Source organism: Pseudomonas sp. R2-60-08W (assembly GCF_003852335.1).
Classification (GTDB): Bacteria; Pseudomonadota; Gammaproteobacteria; order Pseudomonadales; family Pseudomonadaceae; genus Aquipseudomonas.
Genome location: NZ_CP027731.1, coordinates 4,723,503 through 4,740,744 on the forward strand (window position 1 = coordinate 4,723,503; position 17,242 = coordinate 4,740,744).

The window sequence follows — 17,242 nt, forward strand, 5'->3', positions numbered from 1 at the left end:
AGTTAATCCTCAAGTTCATTCAGGTTGCGTCCCGCCAGGGCGGCTTTTACCGACTGGTCCATACGACGGGCGGCAAAAGCATCGGTCACTTGCGACAGACGCTTGGTCTGCTGCTCGATGGCGTAACCATCGGTGCCTTTCACGAGTTCGGCCAGCTCCTGCATCTGCAGGTCGATGACCATGCGCTCCTCGCTATCCAACAGGCGCTCGCCGTCAGCCTCAAGGGCGCCCTGCACCGCTTCGAGCAGGCGCTGGGCGTCGACTTGCTGCTCACGCAACACACGGGCGACCTTGTCGTCGCTGGCATATTGGAACGAGTCCTTGAGCATCTTGGCGATTTCGCCGTCAGTCAGCCCGTAGGACGGCTTGACCTGGATGCTGGCTTCAACGCCCGAGGCCAACTCGCGCGCAGCCACGCTGAGCAGGCCGTCGGCGTCCACTTGGTAGGTCACGCGAATCTTCGCCGCGCCCGCAACCATGGCCGGGATACCGCGCAATTCAAAGCGCGCCAGGGAGCGGCAGTCGCTGATCAGCTCGCGCTCGCCTTGCAGCACATGGATCATCATGGCCGTCTGGCCATCTTTGTAGGTGGTGAAGTCCTGGGCGCGGGCGACGGGAATGGTGGTGTTGCGTGGAATCACCTTTTCCATGAGGCCGCCCATGGTTTCCAGGCCCAGGGACAACGGAATCACATCAAGCAGCAGCAATTCGCCACCATCGCGCTTGTTGCCGGCCAGGGTATCGGCCTGGATCGCGGCGCCAATGGCGACGACTTGGTCCGGGTCGATTTCAGTCAACGGCTGGCGGCCAAAGGCTTGGGCGACGGCTTCACGCACGCGCGGAACACGGGTGGAGCCGCCCACCATGACCACGGCACCGACGTCTTCCAGTTCGATACCGGAATCCCGCACCGCGCGGCGGCAGGCTTTCAGGCTGCGGGCGACCATGGGCTCGATCAACGCATCGAAAGCTTCGCGCGTCAGTTGGGCCGACCAGGTGCCGTAGGAAACTTCAACAGTTGCAGCATCCGTCAGCGCTTCCTTGGCGGCGCAGGCGGTTTGCAGCAGGCTGCGCTGCGCGCCTGGGTCGAGATCGGCAGACAAGCCCGCACTGCTGATGATCCAGCTCGCGATGGCATGGTCGAAGTCGTCACCGCCGAGGGCGCTGTCGCCGCCGGTGGCCAGCACTTCAAAGACGCCGCCGGTCAAACGCAGGATTGAAATATCAAAGGTGCCGCCGCCCAGGTCGTAAATCGCGACCAGGCCTTCAGCATGCTGATCCAGGCCGTAAGCCACGGCAGCCGCAGTCGGCTCATTGAGCAGGCGCAGCACGTTCAGACCGGCGAGTTTCGCCGCGTCCTTGGTGGCTTGGCGCTGCGCGTCATCGAAATACGCCGGAACGGTGATCACCGCACCGACCAGTTCGCCGCCCAAGGTGGTTTCCGCACGTTGGCGCAGCACCTTGAGGATATCGGCTGACACTTCCACCGGGCTTTTCGGGCCTTGGACGGTGTCGATGAACGGCATATGGGATTCGCCGCCGACAAAGCGGTACGGCAGCTGGTCGCCCAATTGCTTGACGTCGGACAACCCACGGCCCATCAAGCGCTTGACCGACAGCACGGTGTTCAAGGGGTCGGTAGACGCTGCCAGCTTGGCCGACTCGCCCACTTCGATGCGGTCGGCGTGATAACGCACGGCGGATGGCAGGATCACTTGGCCATCGGCATCGGGCAGCGGCTCGGACAGGCCGCTGCGCAAGGCGGCGACCAGTGAATTGGTGGTGCCCAGGTCAATCCCGACCGCCAGGCGACGCTGGTGCGGTTGAGGGCTTTGGCCGGGTTCGGCGATTTGCAGTAGAGCCATGGTAATCAGGTCTTATCTGTCTATCAGGCGTGCATCACGGGCAGCACTGGGTTAATCGTCGAGGCGCTCTTCTAGCTGGCGCACTTCGTAGGTGAGCTTGTCGAGAAACTGCATGCGCCGCATCAGGCGCTCGGCCTGCTCGCGTTGCGCCGCATCATCCCAACAGGCTGCGAAGCTTTCGTTGAGCTCATCCTGGGCGGTTTTCAGACGCCGCTTGAAGACCGCGACTCCAGCCACATCGGCTTCGTCCTGCAACTCTTCAAGTTCTTCGCGCCACTGCATCTGTTGCATCAGGAAGTCCGGGTCATGCACGGTGACTTCCATCGGCAACTCACCGCCCTTCATCGCAAGCAAATAACGCGCGCGCTTGGGGGGGCTTTTCAGCGTCTGATAGGCTTCGTTGAGGCTGGCCGATTGCTCCAGCGCCAGGCGTTGCTCACGCTCGGAAGCGTCAGCGAAACGGTCCGGATGCACGCCACGCGCCAATTCTCGGTAGCGCGTGGCAAGCTGCTCGAGGTCCAGCCGAAAGCTCGGTTGCAACTCGAATAAAGCGAAATGACAAGGAGTACCCACAAGAAGCCTCAGATGTTGAAGCTTTCGCCGCAGCCACATTCACCGCGTACGTTGGGGTTGTTGAACTTGAAGCCTTCGTTCAACCCTTCCTTGACGAAATCGAGCTCGGTGCCGTCCAGGTAGGTCAGGCTCTTTGGGTCGATGATCACTTTCTCGCCGTGACTTTCGAACACCTGATCCTCTTCAACCACCTCGTCGACAAACTCCAGCACGTAGGCAAGGCCGGAACAGCCCGTGGTGCGAACACCCAGACGAATCCCCTCACCTTTACCGCGCCCATTCAGGGAGCGGCGAATGTGCTGCGCAGCCGCTTCTGTCATGCTGATAGCCATCGTTGACTCCTTACTCGTCGCCAAATACTTAGATCAAGCCTTTCTTCTGCTTGTAGTCGCGAACGGCCGCCTTGATGGCGTCTTCGGCGAGTACCGAGCAGTGAATTTTCACCGGTGGCAGGGCCAGTTCTTCGGCCAGCTGGGTGTTGCTGATAGTGACAGCCTCATCCAGGGTCTTGCCTTTCATCCATTCGGTCGCCAGGGAGCTGGAGGCGATGGCCGAACCGCAGCCGTAGGTCTTGAACTTGGCGTCTTCGATAACGCCAGCGTCGTTGACCTTGATCTGCAGGCGCATCACATCGCCGCACGCCGGAGCGCCAACCATGCCAGTGCCGACATCAGGATCTTCCGCGTTCATCTTGCCGACGTTGCGCGGGTTTTCGTAGTGGTCGATGACCTTTTCGCTGTAAGCCATGGTACTGAATCCTCACTCATCAGGGCCGCTCTGGAACCCTGTAGAAACGCCTGCGTTTACCGCCACGTTCCTACAGAGCTTGGGTGGCGGCTTCTATAGTTAGTGTGCCGCCCACTCGATCTTGGAAATGTCGACACCGTCTTTGTACATGTCCCACAGCGGCGACAGAACGCGCAGCTTGTTGACGGCTTCGCAGACTTTCTGCGCGGCGTAGTCGACTTGCTCTTCAGTGGTGAAGCGGCCGAAGGTAAAGCGGATCGAGCTGTGTGCCAGTTCGTCGTTGCGGCCCAGGGCGCGCAATACATACGAAGGCTCAAGGGACGCCGAGGTGCAGGCCGAACCGGACGATACCGCCAGGTCCTTGAGCGCCATGATCAGCGACTCGCCTTCGACGTAGTTGAAGCTCAAATTCAAGTTGTGCGGTACGCGGGCAGTCATGCTGCCGTTGATGTACAGCTCTTCAAGGTTCTCGACCTGCTTGTAGAAGCGATCGCTCAGGGCCTTGATGCGCACGTTTTCGGCCGCCATGTCTTCCTTGGCGACGCGGAAGGCTTCGCCCATGCCAACGATCTGGTGGGTCGCCAGGGTGCCGGAACGCATGCCGCGCTCGTGACCACCGCCATGCATGGTCGCTTCGATACGCACCCGTGGCTTACGGCTCACGTACAGCGCGCCGATGCCTTTAGGGCCGTAGGTTTTGTGGGCCGAGAACGACATCAGGTCGACTTTCAGCTTGGACAGGTCGATGTCGACCTTGCCGGTGGACTGAGCGGCGTCGACGTGCAGCAGAATGCCCTTGGAGCGGGTCAGTTCGCCAATCGCTTCGATGTCGTTGATGGTGCCGATTTCGTTGTTCACGTGAATCACCGAAACCAGGATGGTGTCTTCACGCAGCGCGGCTTCGATCATGGCCGGGGTGACGATACCGTCGGTGGTCGGCTCGAGGTAGGTGACCTCAAAACCTTCACGCTCCAGTTGGCGCATGGTGTCGAGGACAGCCTTGTGCTCAATCTTGGTGGTGATCAGGTGCTTGCCCTTGGTCGCATAGAAATGCGCCGCGCCCTTGATTGCCAGGTTGTCGGACTCGGTGGCACCGGAGGTCCAGACGATTTCGCGCGGGTCTGCGCCAACCAGGTCGGCGACCTGGCGACGAGCGCTCTCGACCGCTTCCTCGGCTTTCCAGCCGAATACGTGGGAACGGGAGGCCGGGTTGCCGAAGTTTCCGTCAACCAGCAGGCATTCGCTCATTTTTTGCGCGACACGCGGATCAACCGGGGTGGTCGCTGAGTAATCAAGGTAAATCGGCAATTTCATGGACTTTCTCCTAAATCAGGCTGGCTGGCGTGCCGTTAGCTCTGCGGCTGTCACTCGACGGCGGACGCTTCGATCTTGTCCAGACGCGGCGCCTTGGTGTTGCAACGGCGCTGGTCCTGACGCTGGGCTACTTCTTGCACCTCACGGCGAGTCACAAGATCAGCCAAGCTGATACCACTCAAAAACTCATGGATCTGCAGGCTCAAGTCACACCACAAGTGGTGCGTGAGGCAGGTGTCGCCGGCGTGGCAGTCACCCAGGCCCTGGCATTTGGTGGCATCGACGGATTCGTTGACCGCGTCGATCACCTGGGCCACCTGAATGCCCTGCATGTCGCGGGACAACTGATAGCCACCACCTGGCCCCCGCACGCTGGAAACCAAGTTGCTACGGCGCAATTTGGCGAACAGCTGCTCGAGGTAGGACAGGGAAATGCCTTGGCGCTCGGAGATATCGGCCAGGGACACCGGCCCAGTTTGCGCGTGCAAAGCCAGGTCGAGCATGGCAGTCACCGCGTATCGGCCTTTTGTAGTCAGTCTCATGGACAAGTACCAAGGTGTTTCAGAATGGGAGCAAGTATGCGATTCCCGAGTATTTAAGTCAACTATAAGACCTAGTACTTTAGTCAGGATTACCCGTAAAAAGGGCGCGCGAATCATAGCAGGATGGGGTGGGGAGGAACAGCGGGAACAGGGTTTGGCAGAAATTCCCAGACCAATGAGGATCAAATGTGGGAGGGGGCTTGCTCCCGATAGCGGTGGATCAGCCAAAACTCTGGTGGCTGACACTCTGCTATCGGGAGCAAGCCCCCTCCCACAGGGTTATTGCGGCGGGTCTTAGACCTCAGCTGGCCTTGGTAGCGGTTTCGCTCTTGATCTCGGCGAAGTCTTCTTCGCGCAGCTCAGGCAGGTCTTTTGCGCAGTAGCTGCTGCCCAATTCCTTCAGCGCGCCGCACATCCCATCCAGCTTGCCATCCACCGCTTGCAGGTGGTCAAGCAACTGGCCGATGGCACGCGCCACCGGGTCGGGCATGTCTTCGCTCACGCCGTAGGCATCGAAGCCGATTTTTTCGGCCATGGCCTTACGCTTGGCCTCCTGCTCGTCGCCCACTTCCGGCTTGACGATGATCCGTCCAGGAATGCCCACAACCGTGGCACCGGGCGGCACTGCCTTGGTCACCACCGCATTGGAGCCCACCTTGGCACCGGCGCCTACGGTGAACGGGCCGAGCACCTTGGCGCCCGCGCCCACCACCACACCGTCGCCCAGCGTGGGGTGGCGCTTGCCTTTATTCCAGGTGGTTCCGCCCAGGGTGACACCCTGATAGAGGGTCACGTCATCGCCAATTTCAGCCGTCTCGCCAATCACGATGCCCATGCCATGGTCGATAAAGAAACGACGGCCGACCTTGGCGCCCGGATGAATCTCGATCCCGGTCAACCAGCGCCCGAAGTTCGACACCAGCCGCGCCAGCCATTTCCAGCCCATGCCCCACAAGGCGCCGGACAAACGATGAATCCAGATCGCGTGCATGCCCGGGTAGCAGGTCAGCACTTCAAAGGCGTTGCGCGCCGCCGGGTCACGGTGGAAAACACTCTGGATATCTTCTCGCAAACGCTCGAACATTTTTAATCCTTCCGCTTAAGGAGCTCGCCACGGGCCGCTTTCTGGGTCTCCGTGAGGATGCCACGCAATATATTCATTTCCGCCCGGCTGACCGAGCTGCGCCCGTAAAGGCGACGCAGGCGCGCCATCAAGTGCCGTGGTTTTTCAGGATCGAGGAACTCGATGGCCACCAGGGTTTGCTCCAGGTGCTCATAGAAGCGCTCCAGCTCGTCCATGGTGGCGAGCTCGCCACTTTTGGTCGATGCAACCTCGTCCTTTTCCATCTTGCTTGGCTGACCGGCAGCCGCCAGCCAGGCCATGCGCACCTCATAAGTCAGCACCTGCACCGCCGCGCCGAGGTTCAGCGAACTGAACTCAGGGTCTGATGGAATGTGCACGTGGTAATGACATCGCTGCAGCTCTTCATTGGTCAGACCGGAGTCTTCACGACCAAATACCAACGCGATTTCTGCACCGCCCGCCGCCTCTTCCACCACTTTGGTGCCGCACTCACGCGGGTCCAGCAGCGGCCAGGGAATGCGACGGTCACGGGCGCTGGTGCCGAGCACCAGGTTGCAGCCGACCAGGGCATCTTCCAGGGTGGCGACAACCTGGGCGTTTTCCAGGATGTCATTGGCACCGGATGCGCGGGCATCGGCCTCGTGGTGCGGAAACACACGTGGCTCGACCAGCACCAGGCGCGTCAGCCCCATGTTTTTCATGGCTCGCGCCACCCCGCCGATGTTGCCGGGATGACTGGTATTGACCAGGACGACACGAATGTTTTGCAGCAAGGGAGGCGCTCTCGGACACGGGAAAGGGGAGCAAATCTTACAGAACCGCCCAAGGTTATGCCATGAAAGCTAACGTCGTCCTTCACCTGAAGAAAGTTTCTGCTAGAATGCCCGGCTTTCTTTAACAACCTTAGGTGACACATCCATGCAGCCCATGCTGAATATCGCGCTGCGCGCCGCCCGCAGCGCCAGTGAATTGATCTTCCGCTCTATCGAGCGCCTGGATACCATCAAGGTCGACGAAAAAGACGCCAAGGATTATGTATCCGAGGTGGATCGCGCCGCCGAACAGAAAATCATCGACGCCCTGCGCAAGGCCTACCCTACCCACGGCATCCTCGGTGAAGAAACCGGCCTGCACAAAGGCAGCGGTGAAGGCGAAGACTACCTGTGGATCATCGACCCACTGGATGGCACCACCAACTTCCTGCGCGGCATCCCACACTTTGCTGTGAGCATCGCGTGCAAATACCGTGGCCGCCTGGAACACGCCGTCGTTCTCGACCCGGTTCGCCAGGAAGAATTCACCGCCAGCCGTGGCCGTGGCGCCCAGCTCAATGGCCGTCGCCTGCGCGTGAGCGGGCGCACCAGCCTGGATGGCGCCTTGCTGGGTACTGGCTTCCCGTTCCGTGACGATCAAATGGACAACCTGGAAAACTACCTGGGCATGTTCCGCGCCTTGGTTGGCCAGACTGCGGGTATCCGTCGCGCTGGCGCAGCGAGCCTGGACTTGGCTTACGTTGCCGCCGGTCGTTTTGATGCATTCTGGGAGTCGGGCCTGTCGGAGTGGGACATGGCGGCGGGCGCCCTGTTGATCCAGGAAGCGGGCGGCTTGGTGAGCGACTTCACCGGCGGTCATGACTTCCTTGAGAAAGGCCATGTGGTTGCCGGCAACACCAAATGCTTCAAGGCAGTGCTGACGGCGATCCAGCCGCACCTGCCGGCTTCGCTGAAGCGCTAAGCGAGCGAGCACAAAAAAGCACCCCGCGGGGTGCTTTTTTTATGCCTGGGATTTGAGCCAGGCCCATCTATCAGCAGCAATACAGATCAAATGTGGGAGGGGGCTTGCCCCCCGATTGCAGTGTGTCAGCAAATGATTAGCTGACTGACCCACCACTATCGGGGGCAAGCCCCCTCCCACATTTTTGAATTGCACAGATTTTTGAACCTGCGCCAGACTCAGATTACTGCTGATTCTGACCAAGGATCAGACGCCCTTCCTTGTCCACCGGAATCTGACCACCCGGATCACGCTCCATACGCACCGTACCCTCCTTGCCATCCAGGTTGTAACGCACGTCATACCCAACCACCTTGTCACTGATGTCATTCACGGTGTTACAACGCGTCTGGGTCGTCGTGTAGGTATCGCGGTTCTGCATGCCTTCCTGAACCTTGTTACCGGCATAACCACCACCGACCGCACCCGCTACGGTAGCGAGCTTCTTGCCGTTACCGCCGCCGATCTGGTTACCCAGCAGGCCACCGGCAAGGGCGCCGACCACGGTACCGGCGATTTGATGCTGATCCTGCACCGGACGCTGCCGGGTCACTGTGACGTCCTTGCAGACCTCACGCGGGGTTTTAATCTGGGTTTTTACCGGCTGCACCGCCAGCACTTGCGCATACTCAGGGCCGCTTTTTACCAGGCTGTAGGTGGCAACAGCACCCCCGGCAGTCACACCGACAGCACCCAATACCGCACCAACCAGCAACGACTTGTTCACGTTGAACCTCCTGACCATCACAAACGGACCGAAAGATCCGCGCTATACCCAGCCTTGGAGCCAAAAAAAAGGCGCGAGTTCAATCTCGCGCCTTTCTTGTAACCGCTGATCAACAAACGCCCATCAAGGACGGTCGTCGACCTCCTTGCCAGTGCTGGCCGGAGGGATCAGGTCTTCGCTGTTCAGGTTCAGCCAGATCAGCACCACGTTGGCGATGTAGATCGATGAGTAGGTACCGGCCAAAACACCAATGAACAGTGCCAGGGAGAAGCCCCACAGGTTGTCGCCACCGAAGATCATCAGTGCTGCGATCGCCAGCAAGGTGGAGATCGACGTGGCCATGGTCCGCAGCAGCGTCTGGGTGGTGGAGATGTTGATGTTCTCGATCAACGTTGCCTTGCGCAGTACGCGAAAGTTCTCACGAACCCGGTCGAATACCACGATGGTGTCGTTGAGCGAGTAACCAATGATCGCCAGCACCGCCGCCAGCACCGTCAGGTCGAAGGTGATCTGGAAGTAGGCCAGGATACCCACGGTCACGATCACGTCGTGGATCAGCGACACAATGGCGCCGACACCGAACTTCCACTGAAAGCGGAACGCCAGGTAGATCATGATGCCGACCAGCGCCATCAGCATGCCGAGGCCGCCCTGGTCGCGCAGTTCTTCACCCACTTGCGGGCCGACGAACTCGACGCGCTTGACCGACGCCGGGTTGTCGCCACCGACCTTCTGCAAGGCCTCGGCTACCTGGTGACCCAGTTGCGGGTCTTCGCCAGGCATGCGCACCAGCAGGTCGGTAGTAGCGCCAAAACTCTGCACCACCGCCTCGTGATAGCCGGCCTTGACCAGCTCGTTGCGCACCAGGGTGACGTCGGCCGGCTTCTCGTAGGTCAGCTCGATGAGCGTACCGCCGGTGAAGTCCAGGCCGTAGTTCAGGCCCTTATGGAACCAGCTGAACAACGCCAGAACGGTAAGGAGCACGGTGACGCCGAACGCAATGTTGCGAACGCCCATGAAGTTGATTGTACGTAACATGGCAGCCCCTTAAATCCACAACTTCTTGAAGTCACGTCCGCCAAAGATCAGGTTGACCATTGCGCGGGTCACCATGATGGCCGTGAACATCGAGGTAAAGATACCGAGGGACATGGTCACCGCAAAACCTTTGACCGGGCCGGTGCCCATGGCAAAGAGAATCCCGCCGACCAGCAAAGTGGTCAGGTTGGAGTCGAGAATCGCGGTGAATGCCCGGCCGAAGCCTTCGTTGATTGCACGCTGTACGGTCATGCCGGCGGCGATCTCTTCACGAATCCGCGAGAAGATCAGCACGTTGGCGTCGACCGCCATACCCATGGTCAGCACGATACCGGCGATACCCGGCAGGGTCAGCGTAGCGCCCAGCAGCGACATCAGCGCCAGCAGCATCACCATGTTGCCCGCCAGGGCCACGGTGGCGATGATGCCGAAAAAGCGATAGATGGCGATGATGAACAAGGACACGAACAGCATGCCCCACAGCGCCGCATCGACACCCTTGGTGATGTTATCGGCACCCAGGCTCGGGCCGATGGTGCGTTCTTCAGCGAAGTACATCGGCGCGGCCAGGCCACCAGCACGCAGCAGCAGCGCCAGCTCGGAGGACTCGCCCTGGCCGTTCAGGCCAGTGATGCGAAATTGCGCACCCAGTGGCGACTGGATGGTCGCCAGGCTGATGATCTTCTTCTCTTCCTTGAAGGTCTGCACCGGCACGTCTTTCTCGACGCCGTTGACCATCTGCTTGGTGTAGGTGGTGATCGGGCGCTGCTCGATGAAGATCACCGCCATGCTGCGACCGACGTTGCTGCGCGTGGCGCGGCTCATCAGTTCGCCGCCATGACCATCCAGGCGGATATTCACTTCAGGGGTGCCGTGCTGCGAGTCGAAACCAGCCTTGGCGTCAGTGACCTGGTCACCGGTGATGATCAAGCCACGCTCGATCAGTGCCGGAGGACGGTTGCCTTCACGGAATTCGAATTCCTCGGACGTCGCGCGCGAAGCACCCGGCTCAGCCGCGAGGCGGAACTCCAGGTTGGCAGTTTTACCCAGAATACGCTTGGCTTCTGCGGTGTCCTGCACGCCCGGCAATTCAACCACGATGCGGTTGGCGCCCTGGCGCTGCACAATCGGCTCGGCCACACCCAGCTCGTTGACGCGGTTACGTACCGTGGTCAAGTTCTGCTTGATGGAGTACTCGCGGATTTCCGCGATCTTGGCCGGGCTCATCGCCAGACGCAGCACCGCCTGACCATTCAAGTCGGCTGGCACGATGTCGAAATCGTTGAAGTTCTTGCGGATCAGCGCACGGGCCTGTTCGCGGGATGCTTCGTCAGCAAAGCCCAACTGAATGGCGCCATTGAGCTGCGGCAGGCTGCGATAACGCAGCTTCTCTTTGCGCAGCAGGCTCTTCACGTCGCCTTCATAGACTTTCAGGCGTGCGTCGAGGGCTTTGTCCATGTCAACTTCCAGCAGGAAGTGCACACCGCCGGACAAGTCCAGACCCAGCTTCATCGGGTGCGCGCCAATGCTGCGCAACCATTGTGGCGTGGTCTGTGCCAGGTTGAGTGCGACAACATAGTCATCACCCATGGCCTTGCGCACGACGTCCTTGGCCGGCAATTGGTCTTCTTGCTTGGTCAGGCGCAACAAGCCACCCTTCGCACCAGCCGCCAATGTTGCCGCTTTAACCTGGATGCCCGCGTCGTTGAGCGCTTTGCTCGCGCGTTCCAGATCAGCCTGGTTGACCTGCAGCGAAGTGCTGGCGCCAGAGATCTGGATCGCCGGGTCATCAGGATAGAGATTGGGAGCGGAATAAATAAAACCGACCGCCAGCACCGCCAGGATCAGTACGTATTTCCACAGAGGGTATTTGTTCAGCATCACGCCGCCCGCTTATAACGCGGGGCGCCTTGCGCGCCCCGTCGATTGGTAAAGGTTGTTACTTAGATCGCTTTGAGCGTGCCTTTAGGCAGCGTGGCGGCGATGGCGCCCTTCTGGAACTTCATTTCCACGGTGTCGGATACTTCCAGTACCACGAAAGCATCGGAAACCTTGGTGATCTTGCCGGCGATACCGCCAGTGGTCACGACTTCGTCGCCTTTCTGCAGGCTGCCCAGCAGGTTTTTCTGCTCTTTGGCGCGCTTGGCCTGTGGACGCCAGATCATCAGGTAGAAGATGACCAGGAAGCCGACCAGGAAAATCCACTCGAAACCACCGCCCATCGGGCCGGCAGCGGCAGGCGCAGCGGCGTCAGCCATGGCGTTAGAGATAAAAAAGCTCATTTAGCACTCCAGTTGCAAATAGTGAATCTTAGGGTCGGGAAACTCAGTCCAAGGGCGGCACAGGGAGCCCGCGCTTGGCATAGAAGGCATCGACGAAGGCGGCCAATGTACCCTGTTGAATAGCCTCGCGCAAACCAGCCATCAGGACTTGGTAATGACGCAAATTGTGGATGGTATTCAACATGCTACCCAGCATTTCCCCGCACTTGTCCAGATGGTGCAGATAAGCACGGGAGAAGTTCTGGCAGGTGTAGCAGTCACAGGTGGGATCCAGCGGCGAATCATCATGGCGATGGAACGCGTTACGGATCTTCAGCACGCCTGTATCGATGAACAGATGCCCATTGCGGGCATTACGGGTTGGCATCACGCAATCGAACATGTCCACACCGCGGCGCACACCCTCTACGAGATCTTCCGGTTTGCCAACGCCCATAAGGTAACGAGGTTTGTCAGACGGCATCAGGCCCGGCAGGTAATCCAGCACCTTGATCATTTCATGCTTGGGCTCGCCCACCGACAAACCGCCGATGGCCAGGCCGTCAAAGCCGATCTTGTCGAGGCCTTCCAGCGAGCGCTTGCGCAGGCTTTCGTGCATGCCGCCCTGGACGATACCGAACAACGCCGCGGTGTTATCGCCATGGGCATTCTTCGAACGCTGGGCCCAACGCAACGACAGCTCCATGGAAATACGCGCGACGTCTTCGTCAGCCGGGTACGGCGTGCACTCGTCGAAAATCATCACGATGTCCGAACCCAGGTCGCGCTGCACCTGCATCGATTCTTCCGGGCCCATGAACACCTTGGAACCGTCCACCGGCGAGGCGAAGGTCACGCCCTCTTCCTTGATCTTGCGCATGGCGCCCAGGCTGAACACCTGGAAGCCACCGGAGTCGGTGAGGATCGGGCCCTGCCACTTCATGAAGTCATGCAGGTCGCCGTGCTTCTTGATCACTTCCGTGCCCGGGCGCAGCCACAGGTGAAAGGTGTTGCCGAGGATGATCTCGGCGCCGGTGGCGACGATGTCACGCGGCAGCATGCCCTTGACGGTGCCGTAGGTGCCGACCGGCATGAACGCCGGGGTCTCCACGGTGCCGCGCGGGAAAGTCAGGCGACCACGACGGGCCTTGCCGTCGGTGGCCAATAATTCAAACGACATACGACTCATAAGTTGTCCTCAGGGCCGCGCGGCGCCGGGTTGCGGGTGATAAACATCGCATCACCGTAGCTGAAAAAGCGGTACTCGTTGGCGATAGCCGCTTGATAAGCAGCCATGGTTTCCGGGTAACCGGCAAATGCCGACACCAGCATCAACAGCGTGGATTCCGGCAAATGGAAGTTGGTCACCAGGCAATCGACCACATGGAACGGCCGGCCTGGATAAATGAAGATATCGGTGTCGCCGCTGAACGGCTTGAGCACGCCATCACGCGCCGCGCTCTCCAGCGAGCGCACGCTAGTGGTGCCCACGGCCACCACACGGCCACCGCGCGCCTTGCACGCATTGACCGCATCCACAACGTCCTGGCTGACTTCCAGCCATTCGTTGTGCATGTGGTGGTCTTCGATGTTCTCCACACGCACCGGCTGAAACGTACCGGCCCCCACGTGCAGGGTCACATAGGCGCTTTCGACGCCCTTGGCGGCGATGGCATCCAGCAGCGGCTGATCGAAATGCAACCCGGCCGTCGGCGCCGCCACAGCACCGAGGCGCTGGGAGTACACCGTCTGATAGCGCTCGCGGTCCGCGTCTTCGTCGGGGCGGTCTATATAAGGAGGCAACGGCATATGGCCGACGCGCTCCAGCAGCGGCAACACCTCTTCGGCAAACTTGAGCTCGAACAACGCATCATGGCGCGCGACCATCTCGGCCTCGCCACCGCCATCGATCAAGATGACCGAGCCCGGTTTCGGCGACTTGCTGGAGCGCACATGGGCCAGCACACGATGGCTGTCCAGCACCCGCTCCACCAGAATTTCCAGCTTGCCGCCGGAGGCTTTCTGGCCAAACAGCCGCGCCGGAATCACCCGGGTATTGTTGAACACCATCAAATCGCCCGGGCGCAAATGCTCAAGCAAATCAGTGAATTGACGGTGTGCGAGGGCACCGCTCGGCCCGTCCAGGGTCAGCAGTCGACTGGCGCGACGCTCGGCCAACGGGTGGCGAGCGATCAGCGAATCAGGGAGCTCAAAAGTAAAGTCAGCAACGCGCATGATGGGGTTCGTCTAGCAGGGCCGGGAAGTCTAGCGGAAATAGTCAAAATTGACCATGAAACGTGATTGACCAACGGTAATCTCATCTCTATACTTCGCCGCCATTGAGCCCTGATGGCGGAATTGGTAGACGCGGCGGATTCAAAATCCGTTTTCGAAAGGAGTGGGAGTTCGAGTCTCCCTCGGGGCACCATCTTAAAAAAAGACCTTGAAATTCAAGGTCTTTTTTTTCGTCTGTAGAAAAGTGGGCGGCCGGCGGCTTCATCGCCCACCACCCCCTTTCAACCTGAAACACGATCCAAATGTGGGAGCTGGCTTGCCTGCGATTACGCCAGTCCCAACACCCTCAAAACCACCTGCCTACACACCAACCGCTTCCCCCTCCTCCACCACCCCATTCGGCAACATCCCATTCGCCAAATCATCCACCACCGCCTTCGCCATCTCCCCCAAATAATGCGCGGCCCAGGCATAGCGATCGGCGCTTTTGTCCATGGCTGCATCCAATGCCAGCATTTTTGAACAGTGGAGAAGCTCGGAGGCATGCTCCAGGGCATCGCGGATCGGTACGCCGGAATTGACGCGGAATAGACGGTGGAGGTTGGGCTGTTTGCCGCAGGTGGAAAAGGTGATGACGCCGAGGGTTTTATTGAGGGGTGGGTTGATCATTGGGCACCTCCCAGGAGGGTGGGGGTGGTGGGATTGCGAGGGTATGACCTATCAGAAACGCTCATGCTTTAGCTCCTAATGTCGAGAAGCTGCCACATTCGTTATCAGGCGAAAGGGTGGCAGCTGTGCGCAGGCTGATAAACCGGGACAATAGGAACCCGGCAGGCCCGAAGGCCTCCCGCGCACAGCCGCCATAACACGGATGTGCGGACGCAAAAAAGCGTCGGCATGGTGCTGGAGACGCTTGAGCGCCTATTGTTCCACGGGTTATCAGGCCCGGTCACTGATTTTGCAGTGACGGTGGGAAGTTAGCTCAGAAGCGTGCGGGTCTAAAAGCTGGGATCTGTGGCGAGAAGTTTCTGATAGCCAGGCTGAGGTTATCAATTCAACAACATCGTGATCTGCCCCCTGCTACCTCGCCTTAGCCGGTGAGTGATGCTCCGACAGGCCGCAGTCGGTCGATTTTGTTGAAAAAAATCGGCTTCGGTTTTTCACGGCTGAAAAGTTCGCGTCTTAGATTGAAATCGGTGTTTTGGGTAGGAATTCATGGCTCGGATTTCACGTAGCAGCACGCAAAAGAGGTTTATACCCATCAATTCGGGCGTTTTTGACAAACCGAGTTTTCAACAGAATTTAGCCAAAAGCAGTCATCGACCGGCTAAATCACAGGGTCTGTTTCGTCACGTCCGCCAAGACCAAATGAACCATTTCAAAAGAAGTACAACGAGTAAAAAATACATCTAGGTAGCAGGTATCAATCCTAGTTTTTGCACTCCAAGAAGAAGCATGTAAACGCAGGTGAAAAGTCCAATGTAGAACATCGTGGTAAAGACGCGGATTTGGAATCGGCTAATGACTTGCATGGGATGCGTCTCCACATATTCAGCAACCGCTTGATCGCTTCTAACCGTCGTGAGCATTGGAAGTTCTCCATTCACGGCCAGAATATGTATGCTTATGTTTTCTTTCGGAGAGAGGCTGTCAAACACAATGGCATAGCGATTATCTGGCATCACGTGTTCAGTGTGATGCCTCAAGGGCCAAATGTTACATATCGGTTTCCAATTGAAGACAATTTCGACTTTTGTCGAGGTTTCGCGACCAGCGTTGTACACAATGAACGATCTCGTGTTAGCGGTTTGCACTTCACGAACAAGTTCTCCGTCCGGATTAAAAAGTGGCTGTTGTACTAAAAAATTATGACTATGCGACTGAGAGTACTGGAGGCGAGCCTTCCCTTTGAATCGATCAAGTAACCAAGGAACTGCAGCTACGATCACCGCAAAGATCTCTTTACCATACGTTTCAAGAAAGCTCATGTACACGTACCCGTTGAATAATGGCCTTATCATAGCACTCAGTCAGGTGCAGGTAGGGACATTCACTTGACTACACGCTTCGTATTCTGAACCACAATAAAGTGCTTCACCTCGGCTGGACACGACAGACGGTAGTCGGCAATTTTGTTGAAAAAGTCGGCTTTGGCTTCCACGGCGGAAAAATTGGCGCCTGAGACTGAAATCTGTATTTTGGGCAGTGGTTCACGACTCGGATTTCTCGTAGCCGCACGCAAAAGAGGTGTTTTTACCCAATCAGTATTCGCGCGTTTTGGGCAAACGACTTTTCAATAGAATCGGCCGATGGCCGCCCTTGGCTAACGGATCCAGCGTCAATAGCTGCGCTGGTTTCTTCCAATCCGGCCTCCCACGTTGCTATCTACGCGATAACCACTCGATCCATACCGATATGCGCGGTTGCCGAGACTGCAATGCTTACCAACTCAAGCCGCGGTATTAGGTAGTAAATTTAACGTTCATGATCGTTCCCACGCTCTGCGTGGGAATGCCACCCCTGACGCTCCGCGTCCTGCTTTCAGCGCAACATCCGGCACTTGCGCGATGGTGACGCGGAGCGTCACGGGATGCATTCCCACGCGGAGCGAGGGAACGATCACGCTGTCCCCTTTTCGGGCTATTCAGTAGTCACATCCGTCCGACCCACCAAATCGGGTCTCCCGCAGGCAAACATGCCGCCAGCTATTGAGCAACAGTGGGGCATAGCTGCAAGACGCACCGGTTTTATTGATCGCGACTTGCACCGACTCCATGTCACCGCGACTGACAGGGACGGATATTGCGCAGCAGTCCGGGGTTTTTGAACAGGCTGAAATTGTCGTGTCATTTCGCGTGCGCCCATTCACAGATACGGCCAACGCAGTGCTGTCACAGTGACCAGCCAAACCTTCCCCCGTGACAATAAAAGAGGTGGTTGGCGGGTTACCAGTCCCTCCCCCAAACCCTAGCGGAATAAGGAACAGAGAATGAGCGTAGCTTTCCCCGGCACTTACCGTTGAGATCGTGACGGGTGGGTTACAGGACTGATTGACCCACGCCACGTGGGACACCGGTTTCCAA

General features: G+C 58.7%; 17 protein-coding genes and 1 tRNA gene. 2 read left to right on the forward strand and 16 right to left on the reverse strand.

Going from position 1 to position 17,242, the window contains the following annotated elements; translation table 11 throughout:
* Positions 1 to 2: 2 nt before the first annotated feature.
* The 8 genes from hscA to trmJ all read right to left on the reverse strand — a co-directional run bounded on the left by hscA (position 3) and on the right by trmJ (position 6,898).
* The gene (hscA, locus tag C4J90_RS21515; RefSeq protein ID WP_124420772.1) at positions 3 to 1,865 is read right to left on the reverse strand and encodes a Fe-S protein assembly chaperone HscA; all 1,863 of its coding nucleotides are present in this window, start codon (positions 1,863 to 1,865) and stop codon (positions 3 to 5) included.
* Between the two features lie 51 nt (positions 1,866 to 1,916).
* Positions 1,917 to 2,438: a co-chaperone HscB gene (gene hscB, locus C4J90_RS21520; RefSeq protein WP_014719822.1), complete on the reverse strand. Its 522-nt coding sequence runs from the start codon at positions 2,436 to 2,438 to the stop codon at positions 1,917 to 1,919.
* 8 nt (positions 2,439 to 2,446) lie between these two features.
* Positions 2,447 to 2,770 carry an iron-sulfur cluster assembly protein IscA gene (iscA, locus tag C4J90_RS21525; protein WP_003209680.1) on the reverse strand — a complete coding sequence of 108 codons (324 nt, stop codon included), beginning with the start codon at positions 2,768 to 2,770 and terminating at the stop codon, positions 2,447 to 2,449.
* 28 nt (positions 2,771 to 2,798) lie between these two features.
* Positions 2,799 to 3,185, reverse strand: coding sequence for a Fe-S cluster assembly scaffold IscU (gene iscU / locus C4J90_RS21530; RefSeq protein WP_003175965.1), 387 nt, complete (start codon positions 3,183 to 3,185; stop codon positions 2,799 to 2,801).
* Positions 3,186 to 3,284: 99 nt separating this feature from the next.
* Positions 3,285 to 4,499 carry an IscS subfamily cysteine desulfurase gene (locus C4J90_RS21535; protein ID WP_124415539.1) on the reverse strand — a complete coding sequence of 405 codons (1,215 nt, stop codon included), beginning with the start codon at positions 4,497 to 4,499 and terminating at the stop codon, positions 3,285 to 3,287.
* A 50-nt stretch (positions 4,500 to 4,549) separates the two neighbouring features.
* The gene (gene iscR / locus C4J90_RS21540) at positions 4,550 to 5,041 is read right to left on the reverse strand and encodes a Fe-S cluster assembly transcriptional regulator IscR (RefSeq protein ID WP_003194020.1); all 492 of its coding nucleotides are present in this window, start codon (positions 5,039 to 5,041) and stop codon (positions 4,550 to 4,552) included.
* A 301-nt stretch (positions 5,042 to 5,342) separates the two neighbouring features.
* Positions 5,343 to 6,125 carry a serine O-acetyltransferase gene (cysE, locus tag C4J90_RS21545; RefSeq protein ID WP_124415540.1) on the reverse strand — a complete coding sequence of 261 codons (783 nt, stop codon included), beginning with the start codon at positions 6,123 to 6,125 and terminating at the stop codon, positions 5,343 to 5,345.
* A gap of 2 nt (positions 6,126 to 6,127) precedes the next feature.
* A complete protein-coding gene (gene trmJ, locus C4J90_RS21550) occupies positions 6,128 to 6,898 on the reverse strand; it encodes a tRNA (cytosine(32)/uridine(32)-2'-O)-methyltransferase TrmJ (protein ID WP_124364301.1) in 771 nt (256 codons plus the stop codon).
* A 145-nt stretch (positions 6,899 to 7,043) separates the two neighbouring features.
* Here trmJ and suhB point away from each other — a divergent pair, with 145 nt between their 5' ends.
* Positions 7,044 to 7,859: an inositol-phosphate phosphatase gene (suhB, locus tag C4J90_RS21555; RefSeq protein ID WP_003175971.1), complete on the forward strand. Its 816-nt coding sequence runs from the start codon at positions 7,044 to 7,046 to the stop codon at positions 7,857 to 7,859.
* Positions 7,860 to 8,082: 223 nt separating this feature from the next.
* Here suhB and C4J90_RS21560 read toward each other — a convergent pair whose 3' ends face one another.
* The 6 genes from C4J90_RS21560 to queA form a co-directional block, all read right to left on the reverse strand.
* Positions 8,083 to 8,625 carry a glycine zipper 2TM domain-containing protein gene (locus C4J90_RS21560; protein ID WP_005791197.1) on the reverse strand — a complete coding sequence of 181 codons (543 nt, stop codon included), beginning with the start codon at positions 8,623 to 8,625 and terminating at the stop codon, positions 8,083 to 8,085.
* Positions 8,626 to 8,748: 123 nt separating this feature from the next.
* Complete coding sequence (secF, locus tag C4J90_RS21565; protein WP_122489141.1) at positions 8,749 to 9,663, reverse strand: protein translocase subunit SecF; 915 nt, start codon at positions 9,661 to 9,663, stop codon at positions 8,749 to 8,751.
* A gap of 9 nt (positions 9,664 to 9,672) precedes the next feature.
* Entirely contained in the window at positions 9,673 to 11,544 is a 1,872-nt protein-coding gene (gene secD / locus C4J90_RS21570; RefSeq protein ID WP_124364302.1) for a protein translocase subunit SecD, read from the reverse strand.
* Between the two features lie 62 nt (positions 11,545 to 11,606).
* Positions 11,607 to 11,945, reverse strand: coding sequence for a preprotein translocase subunit YajC (yajC, locus tag C4J90_RS21575; RefSeq protein WP_003175975.1), 339 nt, complete (start codon positions 11,943 to 11,945; stop codon positions 11,607 to 11,609).
* A gap of 43 nt (positions 11,946 to 11,988) precedes the next feature.
* A complete protein-coding gene (gene tgt, locus C4J90_RS21580; protein ID WP_032858353.1) occupies positions 11,989 to 13,104 on the reverse strand; it encodes a tRNA guanosine(34) transglycosylase Tgt in 1,116 nt (371 codons plus the stop codon).
* 5 nt (positions 13,105 to 13,109) lie between these two features.
* Positions 13,110 to 14,159: a tRNA preQ1(34) S-adenosylmethionine ribosyltransferase-isomerase QueA gene (gene queA, locus C4J90_RS21585; protein WP_124420773.1), complete on the reverse strand. Its 1,050-nt coding sequence runs from the start codon at positions 14,157 to 14,159 to the stop codon at positions 13,110 to 13,112.
* 108 nt (positions 14,160 to 14,267) lie between these two features.
* Here queA and C4J90_RS21590 point away from each other — a divergent pair.
* A tRNA-Leu gene (locus C4J90_RS21590) sits at positions 14,268 to 14,352 on the forward strand.
* 167 nt (positions 14,353 to 14,519) lie between these two features.
* Here the strand turns inward: C4J90_RS21590 and C4J90_RS21595 are convergent.
* On the reverse strand, positions 14,520 to 14,828 hold the full coding sequence (locus C4J90_RS21595; protein WP_124420774.1) for a DUF3077 domain-containing protein: 309 nt from the start codon (positions 14,826 to 14,828) through the stop codon (positions 14,520 to 14,522).
* Between the two features lie 740 nt (positions 14,829 to 15,568).
* Positions 15,569 to 16,147, reverse strand: coding sequence for a hypothetical protein (locus C4J90_RS21600; protein WP_124420775.1), 579 nt, complete (start codon positions 16,145 to 16,147; stop codon positions 15,569 to 15,571).
* Positions 16,148 to 17,242 lie beyond the last annotated feature (1,095 nt).